Raw genomic sequence first — 20,574 nt, 5'->3', positions numbered from 1 at the left:
TGATCTCCCAGATCAGGTTGTGGGTGTGATTGCCGGGCCGGCCTCACTGCCGGCGTGTCTGGCTGCGATAGCGAGGAATTCGTCCTGGCGGGCGAAAAATGCATCGACCATGTCCGGGTCGAAGTGGCTGCCGCGCCCGTCACGGATGATCTGCAAAGCTTCGCCGACAGAGAACGCTCCCTTGTAGATCCGCCGATTGATCAGCGCGTCGAAGACATCGGCCAGGGCCATCAGGCGTGCCGGGATGGGGATTGCGTCGCCAGCCAGCCCTTCCGGGTAGCCAGAGCCGTCCCATTTCTCGTGGTGGTAGTGGGCAATGTCCTTGGCCATGCTGAGAAAGTCGATCGGTTTCTCGGCCATGGTCGCCGCCTGATCGAGTGCCCTGTAGCCCTTCTCGCTGTGGGTCTTCATTTCGTCCCATTCGTCCGGTGTCAGCGGGCCAGGCTTGCGCAGGATCCTGTTATCGATGCAGACTTTACCTATATCGTGCAGGGGCGCCGACATGACGAGGACGTCAATGTTCTGTTTTGTCAGGAAGCCGGCAAAACGGGGGTGTGACGACAACTCACTCGCCAGGGTACGGACGTAGTCCCGCGTCCGGCGGAGATGGTTCCCGGTCTCGGGGTCGCGGATCTCGGCCAGGCGAGCCAGCGCGTGTATGCTGACCTCCTGGATCCTGAGGTTGTCGGCCATCCGCCGGTCGATCTCCTCGTCAAGCGTGCGCTGCAGCAAGTCGCGGCTGGCTTTCAGGGCAAGATGTGCTTGCACCCGAGCGATGACCACCGCCGGCCTGATTGGCTTGGTAATGTAGTCCACGGCGCCCAGCGTCAGCCCCTGTTCCTCATCGTCACTGCTGTCGCTGGCGGTGACAAAGATCACCGGAATCGCGTTGGTGGTCGGGTTTGCGTGCAGGTGCCGCAGGACCTCGTAGCCGTCCATCTCAGGCATCATCACGTCGAGCAGGATGAGGTCGGGCCGCGGCTCGCTCGCCGCGGCCTGCAAGGCCTGCTGTCCCGAGTTGACCGCCCGGACGTGATGCAGTGGGCTGAGCAGACAGGTCAGAACCGCCAGGTTTTCTGGAGTGTCGTCAACGATCAGAATGGTTGCCATGATGAACCTAGCGGGGAAACGGCAATTGGCCGGTCCGCATTATTACCGCTTCCATCACTTCCGGCAATCTTCAACGCGGCGTCGGGCTGGGATGTTTCTGGTTCACACCCGCGTTCCCCATCGCCTGAGGGGGTAGAATCGACAAGCAGAAGGTGAAGGGAGTCGATGCCACACCGCTGGCTAGGTTCATAAGCTTTGGGATCTGCGCGAATTGATGGCCATTGTGTGCACTTTGGGCGAGTACTGGTTCAAACTGGTGTGCTTGCCGAGCAACGGTCGATGAAAGCCGGGCAGCTCGCTTGGCTGTGGTCATCGTGCACCCGGCTGGGCAGGGCCTGGTCAGCGGGTACAGGGGAGAGTCGCGCATGAGCAAGTCGGTCCCAAAGCCACTGTCGATCCTGGTGATCGAAAACGACCCTGGCGATCTCTGGGCCAACGTTCGCCTTGCCGGGCTGCGGGCAATTGGCGACAGCGATCGCGTCGCCTCGGCGCCCACCCTGGAAGAGGGGCTTGCGGCAGCCGCTACCGCCAAGCCCGATGTCGTGCTGCTCGACCTGGCCCTGCCTGATTCGACGGGACTCGCCGCAGTGAAAGCGCTGCGTGTCGTGCTCCCTGATGTGCCGGTCATCGTGCTCACCGGTCAGGACGACCATGACCTTGCCGAGGAGGCGCTGCGCGCCGGTGCGCAGGACTATCTCGTCAAGGGTCAGTTTGCGCACAATGCGCTCGGCAGGGCAATACGGCACGCACTGGTGCGCCAGAAACTCGAGTCGCGCCTGCGTCTGTTCGAAGCGGCGCTGAATTCGGCGGCCAACGGCATCGTCATCACCGACATTCATGCGACCGTCGAGTGGGCCAATCCAGCCTTTACGACCATGACCGGGCGGACTCTGGTGGAAGCCGTGGGCCGCACCCCAGGCGAGATGCTCAACTCCGGCAAACAGGATGCCGCCTTCTACCAGCGGATGTGGGACTGCATCCTGGCCGGCCGAGTATGGAGCGGCGAGTTGGTCAACCGACGCAAGGATGGCAGCCTCTACGATGAATCGCTGACCATCTCCCCGGTAACCGACAGGAATGGCACGATTCGCCATTTCATCGCCATAAAACAGGATATCTCCGAGCGCAAGGCCATCGAAGAAAGCGTTCAGCACCTTGCCCATCATGACCACTTGACCGATTTGCCAAACCGGACGCTGCTTGACGGCCGCTTGGCCCAGGCTCTGGCACAGGCGCGCCGCGACCGGGGAACGGTGGCCGTGATGTTCCTCGACCTGGATCAGTTCAAGCCCGTGAACGACATTCTCGGCCATGACATCGGCGATCTTCTGCTCAGGGAAGTGGCGCATCGCCTGCAGAGTTGTGTGCCGAGGGAATCGGACACCGTTTCACGCCTTGGCGGTGACGAGTTCGTCATTCTGCTGGCACAGATCGACAAGGCGTGGGACGCGGCAGTGGTGGCCGGCAAGCTGCTTGCTTCCCTCAGGCGACCGTTCACCATCGGTCCCCACCACATCGACATTTCGGGCAGCATCGGGATTGCCGTTTATCCGCACCACGCCGAGGAAGTCAACGGGCTATTGAAGAACGCAGACACCGCGATGTACCACGCCAAGAAAGCGGGGCGCAATTGCTACCGCTTCTTCCGGGAACTCGCCGAAAGCACTGCCGTTGATGCGTGATCCGATCGGATCGGCAGCCATCGCCCTAATCGCAGCGACAGCCTGGCTGCCGGTCGTTTTCCTCGTTCGCTCGTATCGGAAGCGGATAAATGACGTCCATCGTCTCGGCAACGATCTTGCCCGGACAAGGGCAGAACTGCAGGCGTGTGAAGCCGACCTCAAGCACGCGCAGACGCTGGCTTGCGCCGGTACCACCCAGGACATTGTCGAGAGAGAGGAACTCGAAGCCAGCTTGCGGGAACAGCGGGAGTTCTTCCGGCTGATTTCGGAGAGCATTGGCGAGCACATCGCAGTTCTCGATCTCGAAGGCCAGCGGCTGTACAACAGTCCCTCGTATCGACAGATCTTCGGCGACACCCGCGAATTGCGCGGCAGCGACTCGTTCGCCGATGTCCATCCCGATGATCGCGAGCGCGTGCAGCAGGTTTTCAAGGAGACGACCAGGACGGGTCGTGGTCAGGAAATCGAGTATCGTCTGGTGCGCCAGGACGGTAGTGTCCGGCACATGGCATCGACCGGCAGAGTGATCACGGACCAGCAGGGGCGGGCTGCCCGCGTCGTCGTCGTGTCGCACGACATCACCGACCGCAAACAGGCAGAACAGTGGGAGCGTATTGCCGCCACCGCTTTCGAGTCGCAGCAGGGGATGTTCATCACCGACGCCCACAGCGTTATCCTGCGGGTTAACCAGGCCTTCAGCACGATCACCGGCTACTCCGCTGCCGACTGCGTCGGGCGGACGCCGAAAATGCTCAGTTCGGGTCGCCACGACGCAGCCTTCTATGCGGCGATGCGCGCCAGCATCGAGGGCACGGGAGTCTGGCGAGGGGAGATCTGGAACCGGCGCAAGAACGGCGAGGTCTTCGCGGAGTGGTTGACGATTTCGGCGGTCAGGGACAGCGAAGGCAAGGTGACCCACTATGTTTCTGCGCTGACCGACGTCAGCGAATACAAGGCGGCCCAGGAAGAGATCGAGCGGCTGGCTTTCTACGACGCACTGACCGGCCTGCCCAACCGTCGTCTGCTGCACGACCGCTTGCGGGTGGCGATCGCGACCAGCGCCCGCAGCGACCGCCAGGGGGCACTGCTGTTCATAGACCTCGACAACTTCAAGACGCTCAACGACACCCTCGGTCACGACATGGGCGACCACCTGCTGCGCCAGGTCGCCAAACGGCTGTCCGGCTGCGTACGTGAGCGCGATACCGTCGCCCGGCTGGGCGGTGACGAGTTCGTGATCATGCTCGACGACCTTGACGGGCGCACCGATGAAGCCGCTGGCCAATGCCGGATCGTCGGCGAGAAAGTCCTCGCCGTTCTCAATCACCCCTACGATCTGGCTGGCCACGAGTATCAAAACACGCCCAGTATCGGCGTCACGCTGTTTGGCGGTCAGCATGGCAGCGCGATCGATGACCTCATGAAGCGGGCAGACCTCGCCATGTATGAGGCCAAGGCCGCGGGCCGTAACACCCTGCGCTTCTTCGATCCCAGGATGCAGGCGGTGGTCACCGCCCGTGCGGCCCTCGAGAAGGATCTGCGTGAAGCCATCAGGAAGCAGGATTTCGTTCTTTACTACCAGCCGCAGGTGGACGGCGTGGGCCGCATCATCGGTGCCGAGGCCCTGCTGCGTTGGCAACACGAACAGCGCGGTATCGTTTCGCCCGCCGAGTTCATTCCTCTGGCCGAAGAAACCGGGCTGATCCTGCCGCTCGGCCTGTGGGTGCTGGAGACGGCTTGTGCGCAAGCGGCACTCTGGGCGGCCCAGCCGGGGAGGGAACACTTCACGGTTTCGGTCAATGTCAGTGCTCGCCAGTTTCGCTTGCCGAACTTCGTCGAGCAGGTGCTGGCGGTGCTCGCCGCAGGTGCCAACGCGCGCAACCTCGAGCTCGAACTGACCGAAAGCATGTTGCTCGACAATATCGAGGACACCATTGTCAAAATGACCGCTTTGAAGGAGCGTGGTGTCAGTTTCTCTCTCGACGACTTCGGCACCGGTTACTCGTCGCTGTCGTATCTGAAACGGCTGCCGCTCGACCAGTTGAAGATCGACCAGTCCTTTGTCCGCGACCTGCTGACCGATCCCAATGACGAGGTGATCGCCCGCACGATCATCACGCTGGCCGCTAGTCTCGGTCTCTCGGTCATTGCCGAAGGGGTCGAGACGGTCGAGCAGCGCGACGTCCTGGCGGCGCAGGGTTGTCACGCCTATCAGGGCTACCTGTTCAGTCCGCCGCTACCGGCGGCTGACTTCGCGCGCTTTCTGCAGGCTCCTTGAGGCGGTGACCCCGGTTGGCGGTAGTTCACCCCCATCGTCCGGTCAGGCTCCAACCGGCAGAATCCGGCGTCACTGCCCCTCGCCGCGCGCCGCCAGATAAATCCCGACCAGCAGCAGGACGAAGCCGATCCCCTGCAGCCAGGCGAACGACTCGGCGAAGAAAAGCCAGGCCAGGCCGGCGCTGCCGACCGGCTCGCCGAGCGTCACAACGGCGATGAAGGTCGGCGAAACGTGCTTGAGTGACCAGTTGTAGGAGGTGTGACCGAGAAGTTGCGGGCCGAGCGCCATGCCCAGTGCGACGAGGTAGGCGGCACCGGCGTAACCGGTCAGCGAAGTGCCGCTGGCCTGGCAGGCGAAGAGCAGGAAGATCGCCGCACTGCCATAGGCCAGCCAGACATAGGCCGGCAGCGGCAGGCTGGCGCGCAGGCGGCGGCCGATCAACAGATAGGACGAGAAACACCAGCTCCCGACCAGCGCCAGGAAGTTGCCGAGCAGCGGATGGCTGCCGGCCGCACTCGTCCGGCTGTCGCTCCAGAAAATCAGCAGGCTTCCGGCGAGCGAGATGACGATGCCGATGGCCATCAGGCGCCTCGGTCGGTCGCCAAAGAGCACGAAGGAGGCCAGGCCGATCCACAGCAGGTTGGTCGTCACCAGCGCCGTGCTGCTGGCCACCGAGGTGTATTCGAGCGAAGTGATCCAGGTGGCGAAATGCAGCGCCAGGAAGAAGCCGGCGCCAGCGGTCAGCAGCCCCTGCCGCAGGTTCAAGGTGCGCAGCGCGCGGCCCGACTGCCAGAGGGCGATCGGCGTGATGAGCAGCGCCGCCAGACCGAGGCGCAGCGTGGCAATGGTCAGCGACGGCAGGCCATGGCGCTGCGCCAGGCGCGCCAGGATGGCGCCGAAGGAGATCGCCAGCAGCCCGATGCCGAGGACGACGAACGGCAACCAGCGCGGCGGTGCCTTGTTCGCCGCCAGGGTCCGTTCGCCGGCGGCGTCAGCCGACGGGTTGGGGAGTAGCGGCAGCGTGTCCGCCTTCGAGATAAGCCGCGTGCACTTCGGGGTTGGCCAGCAGCTCCAGACCTGTGCCCGACAGGATGATCTGGCCATGTTGCAGCACGTAGCCGCGATGCGCGACGCGCAGCGCGTGGTGCGCGTTCTGCTCGACGAGCAGGATGGTCATCCCGTGGTCGCGGTTCAGTTGGCGAACGATCTGGAAGATTTTCTTGATGTACAGTGGCGCCAGGCCCAACGAGGGTTCGTCGAGCAACAGCAGTTGCGGCCGGCTCATCAACGCGCGGGCGATGGCCAGCATCTGCTGCTCGCCACCCGAGAGCGTTCCGGCGCGCTGTGCGCAGCGTTCCTCGAGGATAGGGAAGAGCGAGTACATGCGCTTCAGGTCGACCTCGAAGTTCATTTCTTCGCCCAGGACGGCGCCCATCTGCAGGTTCTCCAGGACCGTCATGCGCGGAAAGATGCGCCGGCCTTCGGGAACCAGCGCAATGCCGCGGCGGGCGATCTCGTGCGTCGGCAGACGGGTAATGTCCTCACCATCGAAAACGACGCGCCCGCCTGACGCCCGTGGCTGGCCGAAGATGGCCATCATCAGGGTCGACTTGCCGGCTCCGTTGGCACCGATCAGCGTCACCACCTCGCCGACCTGGACCGCCAGATCAACACCATGCAGCGCGTGAATGGCGCCATAGTGGGCATGCACGCCGGACAGTTGGAGCATCATCGGACGGCCTCCTGATCAATCGCTTCATCGGCACGCAGTTCATCGGCACGCATCTCGTCCGCGTCCTCCTCGCCGAGATAGGCCTTGATCACGTTCGGATCTTTCTGGATCTGCGCCGGCGTGCCTTCGGCGATCTTGCGGCCATAGTTGAGGACACAGAGGTGGTCGGAGACATTCATCACGACGCTCATGTCGTGTTCGATGAGCAGGATGGCGATCCCCTCGTCGCGTGACAGGTGCTTGAGCAGTTCGTTGAGTTCGGCTGACTCACGCGGATTGAGACCGGCGGCGGGTTCGTCAAGGCACAGCAGCAAGGGGTCTACGCACAGCGCGCGGGCGATCTCGATGCGCCGCTGCATGCCGTAGGGCAGGGCACCGGCCGGCGTGTCGGCCTTCTCGATCAGCTTCAGGCGCTCCAGCCAGCCGACCGCCTTGGCCATCGCCGCGGCTTCGGCCCGGCGATAAGCCGGCAGGCCGAGCAGACCGGCGAGCGAAAAGCGCGAGGCGTGCTGCAGCGCGTTGTGCTGGGCGACGATCAGGTTTTCGAGCACGGTCATTTGCGGAAACAGGCGGATGTTCTGAAAAGTGCGCACGACCTGCGCCGAACGCGCGACCTGATGACTGGCCAACGCTTCGAGCCGCAGCACTCCGCGCTGCGGGTGATTGAGGCGAACGCTGCCGATCGTCGGCTTGTAGAAGCCGGTCAGGCAGTTGAAAAAGGTCGTCTTGCCGGCACCGTTCGGTCCGATCACGCCGGTAATCTTGCGCGCCGCAACGTCTAGCGACAGGTCGTCGATGGCCAGGAGGCCGCCGAAGCGCATGGTCAGGTGCTCGACGCTCAGGAGCGGTGCCGGGGCGGTCATCGGCGCCCTCCGTTGGCGAAGTAGCGCAGTGTCGGCTCGCGATGCGAGAGGATGCCGCCCGGTTTCCAGATCATGATCAGGATCATCGCCGCGCCGAAGAGCAGCATCCGGTATTCGGCGAAGTCACGCCCCAGCTCGGGCAGCAGGACCAGCACCAGTGAAGCGAGAACGACGCCGAGCTGACTGCCCATGCCGCCGAGAACGACGATCGCCAGAATGATTGCCGACTCGCTGAAGGTGAATGATTCGGGCGAGATGAAGCCCTGCCGGGCAGCGAAGAAAACGCCGGCGAAGCCACCGAGCATGGCGCCGATGGCAAAAGCCGACAGCTTGACGTTGCGCGCATTGATTCCCATCGCCTTGCAGGCAATCTCGTCCTCGCGCATCGCCTCCCAGGCGCGCCCGATCGGTAGCCGGCGCATCCGCGAGACGAACAGGTTGGTGAGCAGCGCCAGGACAAGGATCAGGTAATAGAGAAAAACGATCCGCTGATGGGTCGCGTATTCGAGACCGAAGAACGAGGCAAAGGTGGGATCGTCGCCGGGCGGTTTGAAAGGCAGGCCGAAGAACGATGGCCGGGGAATCGAAGCGATCCCGTTTGGGCCGCCGGACAACTCGGTCCAGTTCACCAGGATGATGCGGATGATCTCGCCGAAACCCAGCGTCACGATGGCCAGATAGTCGCCGCGCAGGCGCAGCGTCGGCCAGCCGAGCAGGACGCCGAAGCTGGCGGTGATCGCGCCGGCGACCGGCAGCGCCGACCAGAAACCCCAGCCGAACTGCGTCGACAGCAGGCCGTAGGTATAGGCACCGACGGCGTAGAAAGCGACGTAGCCGAGGTCGAGCAGGCCGGCCAGGCCGACGACGACGTTCAGGCCCCAGCCGAGCATGACGTAGATCAGCACCGTGGTCGCCGTATCGACGACGTAACGGTTTTCGGCAAAAACGATCGGCAGCGCCACCGACACACCGAGCGCGACCCAGCCGATCCAGTTCAGTAGCGGGTTGGTCGCCAGGCTCACTTCCTTAGCGGGGGTGTCCGCCTGATCGCGCGCCAACTGGCGCGCCCGCCACTGATCAAGGGCATAGCGCAAGACCAGGCGGCCGACGAAGCAGGCGGCGACAAAAGCGAACAGCGCGGGCCAGCGCGTCGCAATGCGCAGCGCGCCGCCCTGATCGACGGTCAACAGGCCGATCATCGGGATGCCGAGCAGCAGGGCGATGAAAGCGACTGCGGCGGCGTCCTTGAGACGCTCGGCCGGCGACGTCTGGTGGTGGGCAAGAATGAGGGCAGCCATCAGACTTTCTCCACTTCAGGGCGACCGAGCAGACCGGAAGGGCGAAACATCAACACCACGATCAGGATGGTGAAAGTCGCCACGTCCTTGTATTCGGCCGACAGATACGCCGCCCAGAAGGCTTCGATCAGGCCGATCAAGAGGCCGCCGAGCATCGCCCCCGGCAGCGAGCCAATTCCGCCGAGGACAGCAGCGGTAAATGCCTTGATGCCGGCGACGAAGCCGATGAAGAAATCGACGACGCCATAGTAAACCGTGACCATGACCCCGGCGACCGCGGCGAGGGCGGCGCCGAGCATGAAAGTCAGCGAGATCGTCCGGTCGACGTTGATGCCGAGCAGCGAGGTCATCAATCGGTCCTGCTCGCACGAGCGCTGCTGGCGCCCGAAGGACGTTTTGGTGATCAGCCAGGTGAAGCCCGTCATCAGCGTTACGGTAACAACGACGATCAGAATCTGCGAGTAGGCCAGACGAACCGTGAAACCATCGACGGTCAGGACGTCGATACCGCCGACCAGCACCGGCGCGATCGGCTTGACGCGTGCGCCCTGGGTGAGTTGCACCATGTTCTGCAGGAAGATCGACATGCCGATCGCCGAAATCAGCGGCGCCAGGCGGGTCGAACCGCGCAGCGGGCGGTAGGCCGTTCGCTCGACCGTCCAGCCGTAGATCGAGGTGAAGAAAACGGCGACCAGCAGCACTACCAGCAGCGATAGCGGCACCGAGCTGATGCCGAAGCCAGCCAGCAGCGTGAACACGGTGACCGCGATGAAAGCGCTGACCATGTAGATGTCGCCGTGCGCGAAGTTGATCATGCCGATGATCCCGTACACCATCGTGTACCCGATGGCGATCAGGCCATAGACCGCGCCCAGGGTGAGGCCGTTGATCAGTTGTTGAAGTGCGAGAGCCATGGTTCTCCTCCTCCTTGTTGCGGGCGTGAAACGCGGGGCTCACCGGTGCGGGCGGAATGCCAGCGAGGTGTCCAAGTCAAGCGAATTGTCAGAACCTTGTTGGCCCCGGGATGCCGAGATCACGGCAAATCTTGGTCGCCAAGTGGTTACTGCTCTGCGCGATTGAAGTCAATGGCTTCGATCAAAGTCTCGCGCAGTAACTGTAACAACGCTTCGCGTGAAGATTCCTGACAATTTACCCCAGGCACGTCTTCTATCCAGCCGATCCACCAGTCGGCATCCTGCTTGATTACTGCGGTGTAGGTTTGGTTCATGGCTGGCTCTCCTCCTCCTTGTTCCCGTCCTTCGTCGCGTGGCCGCGGTCCGGATGCAGCGAACGCGGAATTCGGGACCGCGCGGAACCGCAAGGTGGCTTGCAATGGTCTGCAATGCGCTTTCTTCCCCGAGAGGCCATCGAATGGATTCCATCGTGGCCACCCTTGCTGAGGTATCGGGTTTCGTTCTTCCCTGGACGCCACCGAAATAGCTTCATGGCCGGATGTTACGGCGCCGAGCGTCTTTTGTCACCTCTCACACGACGCCTGAGTATTTCCGGTGCGTAGCATGTGCTGACCGAAGGGAAGCGCATCGGTCACGGTGGATGTGCTTCGCACCTGCGAACAAGGTCACCATGATGGCGCGAAGCAAAGGCGCGCGCTTCTGCCACGCTAGGTCAAGACGAACCTCGGTCGTGCGGAACAACTCGAGGAGCACAATTTTCGTCATGCGGTGCATAATGGGGCACTTCGGTTGCCACCCACCGCCTGGGAACGTATGCCAGACAAGCCCACATTCCTCACTCGACCCTACCTGCCGCCGCTGGACGAATTCCTTCCCTATCTGGCGGAGATCTGGGAAAGCCGGCGACTCACCAATGGCGGGCCGTTTCACCAGCAGTTCGAGGAAGCTCTCAGGCAATATCTCGGTGTTCCGCACGTCTCCTTGTTCACCAACGGCACGCTGGCGCTGATCACCGCTCTACAGACCCTGCGGATCACGGGCGAGGTCATCACGACGCCGTACACCTTCGCCGCGACGACGCATGCGCTGCTCTGGAACGGAATCAAACCGGTTTTCGTCGATATCCGTCGCGATACCTGCAATCTGGATGAGGAACTGGTCGAAGCCGCCCTCAGCCCCCGAACCACCGCCATCCTGCCGGTCCATTGCTACGGCAATCCGTGCGCCGCTGACCGCCTGCAGCAGATCGCCGATACCTACGCGCTGAAGCTGATCTACGATGCAGCCCACGCCTTCGGGGTAACCGTTGACGGGCGTTCGCTGCTGGAGCAGGGCGATCTGGCGGTACTGAGTTTTCATGCGACCAAAGTGTTCAACACCTTCGAAGGCGGGGCAATCGTCTGCCATGATGCGAAACTCAAGCAGCGCATCGATTACCTGAAGAACTTCGGTTTTGCCGACGAGGTCACTGTTGTCGCGCCCGGCATCAACGGCAAGATGAGCGAGTTTCAGGCCGCCCTCGGCTTGCTGCAACTGAAGTACATAGACGCTGCCATTGCCGCGCGCCTCGATATCGCTCGCCGTTACCGCGAGGCTCTGGCAGAAGTTCCAGGAGTAGAGAGCATCCCGGTTGCTGAAGGAGTCAAGTCGAATGGAGGCTATTTTCCGGTCCTGATTGGCCCCGAGTACGCCATTTCACGAGATCAACTCTACGATGAATTTCGCAGGAACAGCATTTTCGTTCGTCGCTATTTTTATCCATTGATCAGTGATTTGCCAATGTACCGGGGAATTGCCTCAGCGGCGCCAGCCAACCTGCCGGTGGCGACGCAAATTGCCAGACAGGTACTTTGTCTGCCGATCTATCCTGATATCGAATCTGCAACACTTGAGCAAATCATCGAGATTGTTTCCAAGAGTCGCTGAATTGACATTGTCCCGCTTTCGGCCTTGGGCGCGGAATAGGCGGATCGCCGGTCGCCAACGGGTGCTGATGCTGCAGGATAAGCGCTCTCGGATAAGTTCTTCGATCTTCAGAGGCCCGCCGCCTAGAAAATGCGCGCCTCGACACACGAAAGACTTTTTGCGGACCGCTTACCATCGAATTTTTTCTTCTCCGCAGCTAGGCGCAAAAATGACAGAGCAAATGCAAAATCTCTTGAGATTCATCCCGGCCTCCAGGAAGTTTCATAAAGTGACCGAGCGAAATCATTTGTTGGTGGTGCCGCGCATAGTTAACAAGATTGGGGATTGGTATCAATTTCCAATGGGAGTTGCCTACGTTTCTTCATGTGCAAAGAAGGCCGGGTTCAATGTCCACACGTTGAACTTGAATCATGTGGAAGGGTCCATCAGCGACATCCTCGAAAAAGTCATTAAAGAAAAACAGATTGGAACGGTGAGTACCGGCGGAGTGACCGGACAATACGGCGCAATAAAGGAGATCTTTGATGCCGCGAAGAAACACAAAAAGAACATCTTGTGCGTTTGCGGCGGCGGGATTATTTCAAGCGCGCCGGAAACGGCGATGGCCGCCCTGGAAATATGTGCCTACGGTGTGATCGGGGAAGCCGAGCTTACCTTTCCATCATTGCTGCATTGCCTGGAAAATGGGGAGAACCCATGGTCCATTCCAGGGTTGATCATTCAGCACAACGGCAAATTCACCAAAACAGCGGGCGAGCCTGAACCAGTTCCTCTGGAAGAAATACCCTATCCCGATTACGAGAGCTTTAATTTTAGAGACTTGCTCAATTCCGTTCCTAATACGATCGGCATGTCCGAATACAACACTTTGCCCATCGTTACAGGCAGATCCTGTCCTTTTAGATGTACGTTTTGCTTCCACCCCAGCGGCCAGACATTTCGTCAGCGCAGTCTGGACGACGTGTTCAGGGAAATTGACTATATGGTGGCAGAATTTGGTGTCAAATACCTGTCCATCCAGGATGAACTCTTCCTGTTTGGCAAGAAAACCAAACGACTCAAAGAGTTCTGCGACAGAATAAAGCCTTATGGCATAAAATGGCTTGCCCAGTTCAGAACTTGCGATATCACGCAGGAAATCGTTGACCTTCTGAAAGAATCAAATTGCGCGACGATGGCCTTTGGAATAGAAAGTGCAGACGACCGGATTCTGAAAAGCATGAAAAAGGGTATCAGAGTTCACCACCATGATCGTGCCTTGAAAATGGTTTATAAGTCCGGGATCGGCATACAAGGCGTTTTGATTTTTGGCGACCCAGCCGAAACAAGAGAAAGTGCGCAACGCACGTTCGACTGGTGGAAGGCAAACAGGCAATACGAGCTTCAGTTGAGCGCCATCATTACATATCCCGGAAGTCCCGTCTACAAGGACGCAGTGCGAGACGGACTGATCCCGGAACCGGTCAAGTTCATCAAGGACGGCTGTCCGCTAATCAAGCTGACGAAAATGAGCCATGAAGATTACGCCTGGATGTTCGGGCAGATCCTGTCATTGCCTCGCATGATGCATTCGATGCCAGAGGGGCAAATCAATTACACCCTCGACTTGGCCAATTCCAGCATCGACCTCACCGGCGAATGCGTCCAATGTCATGCGTCAAACAGGTGGGAAAAGAACCGACTCTTTGTTACCGAGACATTGGCTTGCGTCCAGTGTGGAAGAAAACATGTAAGCCCAATCCCGAATGAGATAGGGAATATCATTGAACACTCAATTTCTGCTCTTAATTCAGAGTATGGAAAGGTCGCCATCTGGGGAATAAACGCTTACATCTATGCCCTTCTGGAAAAGCTGGATCTGGACCCCGCTGATATGGTTATCGTTGACAAGTCCGAAGCCAGGGTGGGGCTTTCCGTTGGCCCTCATAAAATAGAATCGCCATCCGTGATAGACAGGGAGCGCATCAAATGCATTGTTGTTTCTGTCGTCCAGTACTATGCGGGATTGCGGCAACCGATTCTCGATGAATATCCCGAAATCGAGAGCCTTGTTTCCATCAGCGATCTATTAAGTATGGCAAAAACATAGCGGACAGATTAGACGTTGGCCGGCCGGAAGGAAATCCGTCGCTGCCGATGCCGGTCAAACAGCGTCGGATTGTTCAAGGGAAATCTGCATAAACAATGCGGTACCCATGACAAAGGCAGAACTGAGTCTGCAGTGGTTTGCCTCCAGATACTCATCAGCAATATGGCGCGGGCCGTCGCCATACGGCCACAGGTAGTCATCCACGATAATCCAGCCACCGGCTTTGACGCGCTCACACCATGACTCCATATCGGCCCTGACTGCATCCTCGCTGTGATTGCCGTCGATATGCAAAATGGCGATTTCTCCAGTATAATGGGTGGTGCCAAAAGCCGCCGAATGGACTGTTTCCCCGGATTTATAGGTAGCGGCCGCCGCAGTGGAAGGCATGCGGAGATAGTTGATGTCGCCTCTGCTGTAGGGCAATAGATTCATTATGAAGACCTTCAGGGCCTCCTCACAATCATATTGCGAGATTCCGCCATCAACCAGACCCCCTTTATCATGCTGCACCAGATGCTCGGACTTCCATGGGTCGACGCAGAGAAGATTTCCGATCGCGTAGTATTGAGCCAGCTTTGCCAATATAAAAGCCGATTTCCCCCACCAACTGCCGATTTCGACGAGGTCGCCTTCAGGGCTATGCCTGGCAATTTCGCACAGGGCGGCAATTTTTTCGTCATCACACATTCCGGAGATGACGTTGCCATGCTTGAACAGGATAGCGATCTCCAGTTCCGATACTGGCGCCTTGAGCGGATGGCTGGAGGCAATGGACAGCGGGAAGTTCAGAGCCTTGTTTGCATGCTGGAGGGCCGCCCGGTAGTCCCCCAATTCGCTCTCGACCGGGGAGCCATTGACCAGCGTGACCTCCGAGTCGATGTCTTTCAGAGCGCGTTGCAGATAGTTCCAGACCACAGGATTTGGCGAGTAAATCATGCCCAGCCCGTGTTCCCTGATGGTCTTTGTTAGCGCATCCCTGAACGTCGAATCGGTGATATAAGGGAGGTAGGCCCAGGCGGGATACAGCGGCTTGCATACGTCGTAAGGCAGTGAAGAAGAACCGATTACGGGCTGTCCTTCACGCCTGCATTTTTCCAGGTAATCCAGCGAACGCGGCATGCCGGCCGGAAATATAAGCGTTGGCTTGAGCGCGCCGATTGGCTCATGGATGTTGATCTGGCCTGCTTTTATTGCCATCGATGCGCTTTCTAAAGGATCAGTTTATTGATCAGTCGCGACTTGTCTAATCCGAGCGTCACGAAAGACTGATGGATCAAAGGCAGATTCTGCACGGCAGATATCACGACGGGGATGTCAGTTTTCAGCAGGGTATCCGGACCAAAAATACCGTAGCCCATGAAGTCTTTGCCAATTACCGAGGGCCGGGAATCAATGAAATACGCGACTCTGACGTCCCGGAAAAATGCAGACTTCTCTATCAGGTATCTGGATTGCCAACCCGCACCCCAGATGGCGACCGACTCGTAGGCGGACTTGTCCGCCAGTGTGTGGCCGAGTCCGAGTCCCTTCAAGGTGTGCTGAATAACCTCTGCCGATTCGGCGTGTCCCTTGCTCAGACGTTGGCGCAGAAGATCATCGAAATACGCCAGCCGGCATCCGGCATCGATCAGCAGGCCATACATGACTATCATCGAAACGACCGTATCCAGAGTCAGCGTTTCGTGCTTGAAATCGCAACTGATCTGGAAGTTGCAATCGATAAGCTTGTAATCGGTGACCAGCGCAACAAAAGCCCTGACTTCCTCCAGCGAACGATTGTCATCGGTGAATATATATTTGATTGTGACCTGGCTGGAGTTGGCTTCAGCATATTGTCTCAGGTTTGCCATGGCTTTGTTCAAACTCGGCATGCCACGTACCTTGACATAGGTTGTTTCTGTTCCTGCATCTACACTGGTGGTCACGCTTACCCTGTTTTCAGCCAGCAGGCGTTGTACCGTCTTGTTGTGCTTGACGGAATTAGTCAGGACGCGCTGGCTGGCATGGGGTAGACGCCGCACCATGTTTTCCAGCAGAGCGTCGAAATCTTTGTCCACCACCGGCTCACCGCCGCCCCACACCACCGTGGAGCAGTTGTCCAGAGCATGGCATTCGCCCAAATCATTCACCAGATGCTTCACGTCGTAATGGGGTTGCTTGCCACCGAAGTAGATGTCACTGCAGTAGCTGCACTTGAGGTTGCACACCGAGTGATACTCGAATGACAGGTACCTCAATTCCAGTTTGTCGAGCGAGCCCCACTCTTTGAACTCCAGGAATGGGCATCCTTCGCAAGGGGACTTGCCGCCACTGTTTATCTCGTGGTGAAGCCCTTGCTTCGCTTTACGAATAGATTCCGGTGTGATCGTGATGGGGCTGTCGGGTGGAATGTTCAACAGGACGACATCACCGCGCATGGCGCCTTCCAAGAAGAAGCGTTTACAGCACGTGCGTATCTGATCGGGGGCCAGAAAAAGTGAGTGATGCAAATCGATGCAACTCCAGCTCTTGTCCATGGCCTCCCCCATGAACCGGCTAATGGCGGCGCCTTTCTCCAGGTTCGACAGGTTCCGGCCTTGCAAGACGGTGAGGAAATTGGCTGTCATCTGCCCGTATTGGGTGTTTGGAATTTCGCCCGCTTCAATGGGGATTGATCCGAACTCCTTGTGAAGGCATTCATACAATTCCGTATACAGTTCCGTCGCCTGATCGAGCGAACCGGCTTTGCGGTATATTTCTCTTGCGCGGGTGGCAACGGCGCCCACCAATCCCGTCCGGTAGAACGAATGCAATGAGCCAAAAATGCCTTCATCGTGCGTTTGAATGAAGGCGGCGATCCGCGCCCAGGCGCGCATGAATCCCTGAACATGCTGGCGGGAAATGGTGTTGACGATGGAGCCCGGTCGCCATCCCTTGTAATAGAGCACCTCGTCAAGATAGCCGACGCGCCTGGCACACCAGTACACCATGAAAATGTAATCCACATCTTCATGATAACCGTCGGCGAAACAAAGGTGGTTTTGGGTTATGAGTTCCCTGCGTACTGCGGTGTAGATGACGGATCCATCCATGTGCAGGCAAAGGTATTGCTTCAACAGATCTGTCTTGATCAGACCCAGCGGGTTCTGATCACGTCTTCCGGCAGACGGTAACAATCTGGCCCCATTGTCGGCGCTGGCGAAAGCCCAGTTGTAGCCAATCGCATCAAGATCGCTCGCCTGGTTATCCATGAATTCTTTTAAATTCCGGAAGAGGTTGCGGGCGAGGGTGTCATCGCTGTCGAGAAATATGATCCACATGCCGCGGGCCTGGCTGACGCCGATATTTCTCGCGATACCGGGGCCACTATTCTTCAGCGTGCTCATCACCTGCAGGTTGCCATGGCCGCGGGCGATTCCTGACGCAATGTCAAGGGTGGCATCTGTGGAGCAATCATCGACCAGCAGGACTTCATAGCCTGCTGGATCGAAGTCCTGGACAAAAACGCTAGCCAGGCAGTGTCGAATATCCTCTGCAGCATTGTAGGCGGGGATAATTACCGAAAAATGCAGAATATGCTCTGCCTGAATCGGGATGGGCTCAACCGAAGGGGGGCGGGTGATGTCCGTCATCTCATTTGCTCCTGGCGATGTTGCCATCACGCGGTAATCCCGGCTCATCAGTCTTTCTGGAGCGTTCTCGTCGGGACCAGTGACGAACGGTCGGTGATATCGGCTCAAGATTATCCAATACTGTCTGCTATCAGGCCCGTCAGTCCACCGACGGTGCGGATTGGCTGGCCAACAATATCGGCTTCGGTGAAGCGGATGCCGAACTTTTCCTCGACACGAAAGATGAACTTGATGAAGGCCAGCGAGTCGATGTGCCTCACGTCCAGATAGGGATACTCATCGATCGGGATATGGGCCGGGATCGGCCCCTTTTCCAGGAGAAGTTGAAGGACGAATTGGCGGATACAGGGGTCGGTCATGTCAGGCGAGGGAAAGTCGGATAAAGGGTTAATCATGCGGATTGCCAGGCCATTGTATCGGCGGAACGGGCGACAGCTTCCAGAAAGAGCAGTCCATCCTCCGACTCGCGGGCGCTGTAGACGAAATCGTTGGGCACGGGTTCGCCGGACCGGAAATGGCGCAGGTGACCGGCGATGTCGGTGTAAAGGTTGGCAAAGGCTTCGATGAAACCGGAGGGGTGGCCGGGCTTGAAGCGGTTATAACGCGGTTGGCGTGCCAGATTGGCATCGCCGGAACCACGGTCGAGAATGATACGGCTGCCATCGGCCCGGCTCAGCCACAGATCTTCAGGTTGCATCTGCAACCATTCGGCACTGGCCTGGCTGCCGAATACCCGAATGCGCAGGCCGTTGCGGTAACCGAGAGCCGTCTTGCCGTACCAGCACTGAACCCGCAGTTCGCCCTCGTAACGGGCGAGGAAGGAGACGTTGTCGATGATGTCGCCGAACTGGCCATAGGTGCTCTGATCTCCGACGACATCAAGGGGGCGCTTGCCACCGGTCACGAAGTGAATGAGGTGATGTACGTGTACTCCCAGATCGAGCGATACGGTGGGAACCGCGTAGTCCTGCAGGCGCCATGCCTGCGGCGTTGCCCCTTGACGCAGGAAGCCCTCCTGCGGCATCTCGATATGGATCTGCTGGAGGTGACCCAAGTGACCCTCGGCGATGAGGCGGCGTAGTTCACGCACCATCGGATAGCCGGAATAGTTGTAGGTCACGGCGAGAAAACTGCGGTTGCGGGCGACGGCCTCACCGATGGCCCGGCATTCAGTGCTGGAGGTCGCCAGCGCCTTTTCACAGATGACCGCGTAGCCGGCGTCGAGAGCGGTGATGACGATTTCGCGGTGACCGGGAGTAGGCACCAGCACCACCACCGCGTCAAGCGCCTCGCGTTCCCGCTCCAGAAGTTCGTGCCATGAAGCATGGGTACGTTCGGTGGCAATACCGTAGGTGCGGGCGGTGTCCTCATTGTCGCTGGCTGTGCGGCTGAAACAGCCGCAATCGACCCGGAAATGACCGTCCAGACGGCTCGAGTTGAAATGGGTGTGGCCGACTGCCGAGTGGATCGATCCGCCGATGAAGCCCAGACGCAACGGAGGAAGAACGGGATGCATCATGCCTGTCCCGGCGTCATGGGTCGGCAATAGGTCTGCCGCAAGGTCGGTTTGTCCACTTTACCCATACCGTTCTTCGGCAAGTCGGCAACGACGAAGAAGCGACGAGGTTGCTGAAAGTCACCGAGGCGTTGCATGCACAGGCGCTGGATGTCGCGCAGGCTGGGCGGATTTTCGGGGTCATTGAAAGCGATGACCACCCCGGCGACTTCACCCATATCGTCGTCGAGAAGAGGAATGGCGGCGCATTCCCTGACCTCCGGATGGCTGGCGATGACATCCTCGATATCCTTGGGATATACGTTGACGCCGCCCGTGATGATGATGTCCTTGATTCGGCCGCGAAAGTAGAGAAAACCTTCGTCGTCCATCGTGCCCAGGTCGCCCGTGCGGAAGAAGTCGCCCCAGTTGGCGGCGGTGGTGGTCTCCGCTTGCCCGTAGTAACCGCTGTAGAGCATCGGCGTCCGGCAGAGGATCTCCCCGGCTGTTCCGGTCGGCGCCTGCTTGCCGTCGTCGCCGAGGATCATGACCTCGGTTCCGGGAACGGCCGTGCCCACGGAACCCAGCTTACGCCGAGCCGCCGTCGGCGTGAGGTTGGTGGCAATGGCGATCTCAGAAGCCCCGTAGCACTCATGGAACTCGCATTGCAGGCGAGCGAGCAGGTACCTCTTGGTTTCATCGTCAAGCACAGCCGAAGACGATACCAGGCAGCGAAGCGAGGGCAGGGATTCCCCTGTGCTGACCAGGTGATTCAGAATCTGCTTCAGCTGCGAGGACACCGCGATGGAAAAGCTGACTTGGTAGCGTGACACGTTCTCGATCCAGGCCGCCGGTGAAAAATGCGCCATCACGACGCTCGTGCCTCCGGAAATCAGGGACATCAGGGCCAGGCGCTGCGCGAGGGAATGGTAGAGGGGGGTAGCGGCCATGATAACGTCGTCGGCCTTGACGCCGTACAGTCCGGCCGCCGCTTCGGCGCGCAGACACTTGGTGTGCTGACTCAGGACGATCGGCTTCGGGTCGCCCGTGGCGCCGGAGGTGAGTACCAGCAGGTAAGGCCGGTCTTCGCCAAGAAGCGGGGGGGAGTGGGGGTTTGTCCTGCCGGAAGCAAGGATTTCCGCTAGGCCCAGCCAGCCTTCGACCGCTCCGCCGACGGACAGCAATATGCCCTTGGCGGCAAGAAGCTGTGGGTCGAGATTGTCGGCGGCTCCTGCCCACGCGACGAGGTGTCGGATAGCGGCCGTTCTAAAGGTATTGGCCAGCGCTTCAGGGGAAAGCCCCAGACTCTGGGGCACGATGACGGCTCCGAGGCGGGCGCCGGCCAGAAGCAGCAGGACGAATTCGGCACAGTTGGGAAGCAGGACGCCGATGTGCTCACCACTGCGCAGCCCGGCGTTGGCAAGTCCGTCCGCCAGGGCATCCACCTCTTTCAGCAACTCGCGGTAAGTCTGGCGGGACTCACCGACCACGAGGGCCAATTTATCCGGATTTCTCTCTGCAGATTGCTGAAATCGACGATAGATGGGTGAGAGTCGGGAGTTGACGAGCATCG

15 protein-coding genes and 1 pseudogene are annotated in these 20,574 nt (G+C 59.4%); 4 read left to right on the top strand and 12 right to left on the bottom strand.

The annotated features are described in order from the left end of the window. Positions 1-12 precede the first annotated feature (12 nt). Positions 13-1,110: an HD domain-containing phosphohydrolase gene (locus ACCAA_RS03805; protein ID WP_186405912.1), complete on the bottom strand. Its 1,098-nt coding sequence runs from the start codon at positions 1,108-1,110 to the stop codon at positions 13-15. 365 nt (positions 1,111-1,475) lie between these two features. Here ACCAA_RS03805 and ACCAA_RS03800 point away from each other — a divergent pair, with 365 nt between their 5' ends. Continuing rightward, positions 1,476-2,792 carry a diguanylate cyclase gene (locus ACCAA_RS03800; protein WP_186405911.1) on the top strand — a complete coding sequence of 439 codons (1,317 nt, stop codon included), beginning with the start codon at positions 1,476-1,478 and terminating at the stop codon, positions 2,790-2,792. Next, positions 2,785-5,070 carry a putative bifunctional diguanylate cyclase/phosphodiesterase gene (locus tag ACCAA_RS03795; protein WP_186405910.1) on the top strand — a complete coding sequence of 762 codons (2,286 nt, stop codon included), beginning with the start codon at positions 2,785-2,787 and terminating at the stop codon, positions 5,068-5,070. The genes ACCAA_RS03800 and ACCAA_RS03795 overlap by 8 nt, the downstream gene beginning before the upstream one ends. A 69-nt stretch (positions 5,071-5,139) precedes the next feature. Here the strand turns inward: ACCAA_RS03795 and ACCAA_RS03790 are convergent, their stop codons facing one another. The 6 genes and pseudogenes from ACCAA_RS03790 to ACCAA_RS03765 form a co-directional block, all read right to left on the bottom strand. After that, entirely contained in the window at positions 5,140-6,042 is a 903-nt protein-coding gene (locus ACCAA_RS03790) for a DMT family transporter (protein ID WP_425394448.1), read from the bottom strand. 274 nt (positions 6,043-6,316) lie between these two features. Next, a pseudogene (locus ACCAA_RS03785) lies at positions 6,317-6,799 on the bottom strand (ABC transporter ATP-binding protein); the annotation flags it as partial. After that, positions 6,799-7,665 (bottom strand): ABC transporter ATP-binding protein, encoded by an 867-nt coding sequence (locus ACCAA_RS03780; protein WP_186405908.1) that lies wholly within the window; start codon positions 7,663-7,665, stop codon positions 6,799-6,801. The gene ACCAA_RS03780 and the pseudogene ACCAA_RS03785, both read right to left, overlap by 1 nt. Next, positions 7,662-8,963 carry a high-affinity branched-chain amino acid ABC transporter permease LivM gene (gene livM, locus ACCAA_RS03775; RefSeq protein ID WP_186405907.1) on the bottom strand — a complete coding sequence of 434 codons (1,302 nt, stop codon included), beginning with the start codon at positions 8,961-8,963 and terminating at the stop codon, positions 7,662-7,664. The genes ACCAA_RS03780 and livM overlap by 4 nt, the downstream gene beginning before the upstream one ends. Further along, positions 8,963-9,877: an ABC transporter permease subunit gene (locus ACCAA_RS03770; protein ID WP_186405906.1), complete on the bottom strand. Its 915-nt coding sequence runs from the start codon at positions 9,875-9,877 to the stop codon at positions 8,963-8,965. Before ACCAA_RS03770 ends, livM begins: the two co-directional genes overlap by 1 nt. Before the next feature lie 146 nt (positions 9,878-10,023). Then, the gene (locus ACCAA_RS03765) at positions 10,024-10,191 is read right to left on the bottom strand and encodes a type II toxin-antitoxin system HicB family antitoxin (RefSeq protein ID WP_186405905.1); all 168 of its coding nucleotides are present in this window, start codon (positions 10,189-10,191) and stop codon (positions 10,024-10,026) included. 499 nt (positions 10,192-10,690) lie between these two features. Here ACCAA_RS03765 and ACCAA_RS03760 point away from each other — a divergent pair, with 499 nt between their 5' ends. Together ACCAA_RS03760 and ACCAA_RS03755 are read left to right on the top strand one after the other, a co-directional pair. Next, positions 10,691-11,803 (top strand): DegT/DnrJ/EryC1/StrS family aminotransferase, encoded by a 1,113-nt coding sequence (locus ACCAA_RS03760; RefSeq protein ID WP_186405904.1) that lies wholly within the window; start codon positions 10,691-10,693, stop codon positions 11,801-11,803. Positions 11,804-12,023: 220 nt separating this feature from the next. Continuing rightward, on the top strand, positions 12,024-13,892 hold the full coding sequence (locus tag ACCAA_RS03755; protein WP_186405903.1) for a B12-binding domain-containing radical SAM protein: 1,869 nt from the start codon (positions 12,024-12,026) through the stop codon (positions 13,890-13,892). A gap of 54 nt (positions 13,893-13,946) precedes the next feature. Here ACCAA_RS03755 and ACCAA_RS03750 read toward each other — a convergent pair whose 3' ends face one another. From ACCAA_RS03750 to ACCAA_RS03730, 5 genes are all read right to left on the bottom strand, one after another. Next, positions 13,947-15,092, bottom strand: a complete 1,146-nt coding sequence (locus ACCAA_RS03750) for a class I SAM-dependent methyltransferase (protein WP_186405902.1) — start codon at positions 15,090-15,092, stop codon at positions 13,947-13,949. A gap of 11 nt (positions 15,093-15,103) precedes the next feature. Beyond that, entirely contained in the window at positions 15,104-17,506 is a 2,403-nt protein-coding gene (locus ACCAA_RS03745) for a glycosyltransferase (RefSeq protein WP_186405901.1), read from the bottom strand. Between the two features lie 110 nt (positions 17,507-17,616). Continuing rightward, the gene (locus tag ACCAA_RS03740) at positions 17,617-17,901 is read right to left on the bottom strand and encodes an acyl carrier protein (protein WP_186405900.1); all 285 of its coding nucleotides are present in this window, start codon (positions 17,899-17,901) and stop codon (positions 17,617-17,619) included. Further along, positions 17,898-19,025, bottom strand: coding sequence for a Gfo/Idh/MocA family protein (locus tag ACCAA_RS03735; RefSeq protein WP_186405899.1), 1,128 nt, complete (start codon positions 19,023-19,025; stop codon positions 17,898-17,900). Before ACCAA_RS03735 ends, ACCAA_RS03740 begins: the two co-directional genes overlap by 4 nt. Next, positions 19,022-20,572, bottom strand: coding sequence for a class I adenylate-forming enzyme family protein (locus tag ACCAA_RS03730; protein ID WP_281193155.1), 1,551 nt, complete (start codon positions 20,570-20,572; stop codon positions 19,022-19,024). Before ACCAA_RS03730 ends, ACCAA_RS03735 begins: the two co-directional genes overlap by 4 nt. Positions 20,573-20,574: the final 2 nt, after the last annotated feature.

The organism is Candidatus Accumulibacter aalborgensis (genome assembly GCF_900089955.1).
Taxonomy (GTDB): domain Bacteria; phylum Pseudomonadota; class Gammaproteobacteria; order Burkholderiales; family Rhodocyclaceae; genus Accumulibacter; species Accumulibacter aalborgensis.
The sequence above is the reverse complement of the archived record's forward strand: the minus strand, read 5'-3'. Positions and strand labels throughout refer to the sequence as shown.

Excerpts from the sequence above, each read along its gene's own strand:
- ACCAA_RS03805 (WP_186405912.1), bottom strand. The coding sequence starts at position 1,110 with ATGGCAACCATTCTGATCGTTGACGACACTCCAGAAAACCTGGCGGTT.
- ACCAA_RS03800 (WP_186405911.1), top strand. The coding sequence starts at position 1,476 with ATGAGCAAGTCGGTCCCAAAGCCACTGTCGATCCTGGTGATCGAAAAC.
- ACCAA_RS03795 (WP_186405910.1), top strand. The coding sequence starts at position 2,785 with ATGCGTGATCCGATCGGATCGGCAGCCATCGCCCTAATCGCAGCGACA.
- ACCAA_RS03780 (WP_186405908.1), bottom strand. The coding sequence starts at position 7,665 with ATGACCGCCCCGGCACCGCTCCTGAGCGTCGAGCACCTGACCATGCGC.
- livM (WP_186405907.1), bottom strand. The coding sequence starts at position 8,963 with ATGGCTGCCCTCATTCTTGCCCACCACCAGACGTCGCCGGCCGAGCGT.
- ACCAA_RS03770 (WP_186405906.1), bottom strand. The coding sequence starts at position 9,877 with ATGGCTCTCGCACTTCAACAACTGATCAACGGCCTCACCCTGGGCGCG.
- ACCAA_RS03765 (WP_186405905.1), bottom strand. The coding sequence starts at position 10,191 with ATGAACCAAACCTACACCGCAGTAATCAAGCAGGATGCCGACTGGTGG.
- ACCAA_RS03760 (WP_186405904.1), top strand. The coding sequence starts at position 10,691 with ATGCCAGACAAGCCCACATTCCTCACTCGACCCTACCTGCCGCCGCTG.
- ACCAA_RS03755 (WP_186405903.1), top strand. The coding sequence starts at position 12,024 with ATGCAAAATCTCTTGAGATTCATCCCGGCCTCCAGGAAGTTTCATAAA.
- ACCAA_RS03750 (WP_186405902.1), bottom strand. The coding sequence starts at position 15,092 with ATGGCAATAAAAGCAGGCCAGATCAACATCCATGAGCCAATCGGCGCG.
- ACCAA_RS03745 (WP_186405901.1), bottom strand. The coding sequence starts at position 17,506 with ATGACGGACATCACCCGCCCCCCTTCGGTTGAGCCCATCCCGATTCAG.
- ACCAA_RS03740 (WP_186405900.1), bottom strand. The coding sequence starts at position 17,901 with ATGATTAACCCTTTATCCGACTTTCCCTCGCCTGACATGACCGACCCC.
- ACCAA_RS03735 (WP_186405899.1), bottom strand. The coding sequence starts at position 19,025 with ATGATGCATCCCGTTCTTCCTCCGTTGCGTCTGGGCTTCATCGGCGGA.
- ACCAA_RS03730 (WP_281193155.1), bottom strand. The coding sequence starts at position 20,572 with ATGCTCGTCAACTCCCGACTCTCACCCATCTATCGTCGATTTCAGCAA.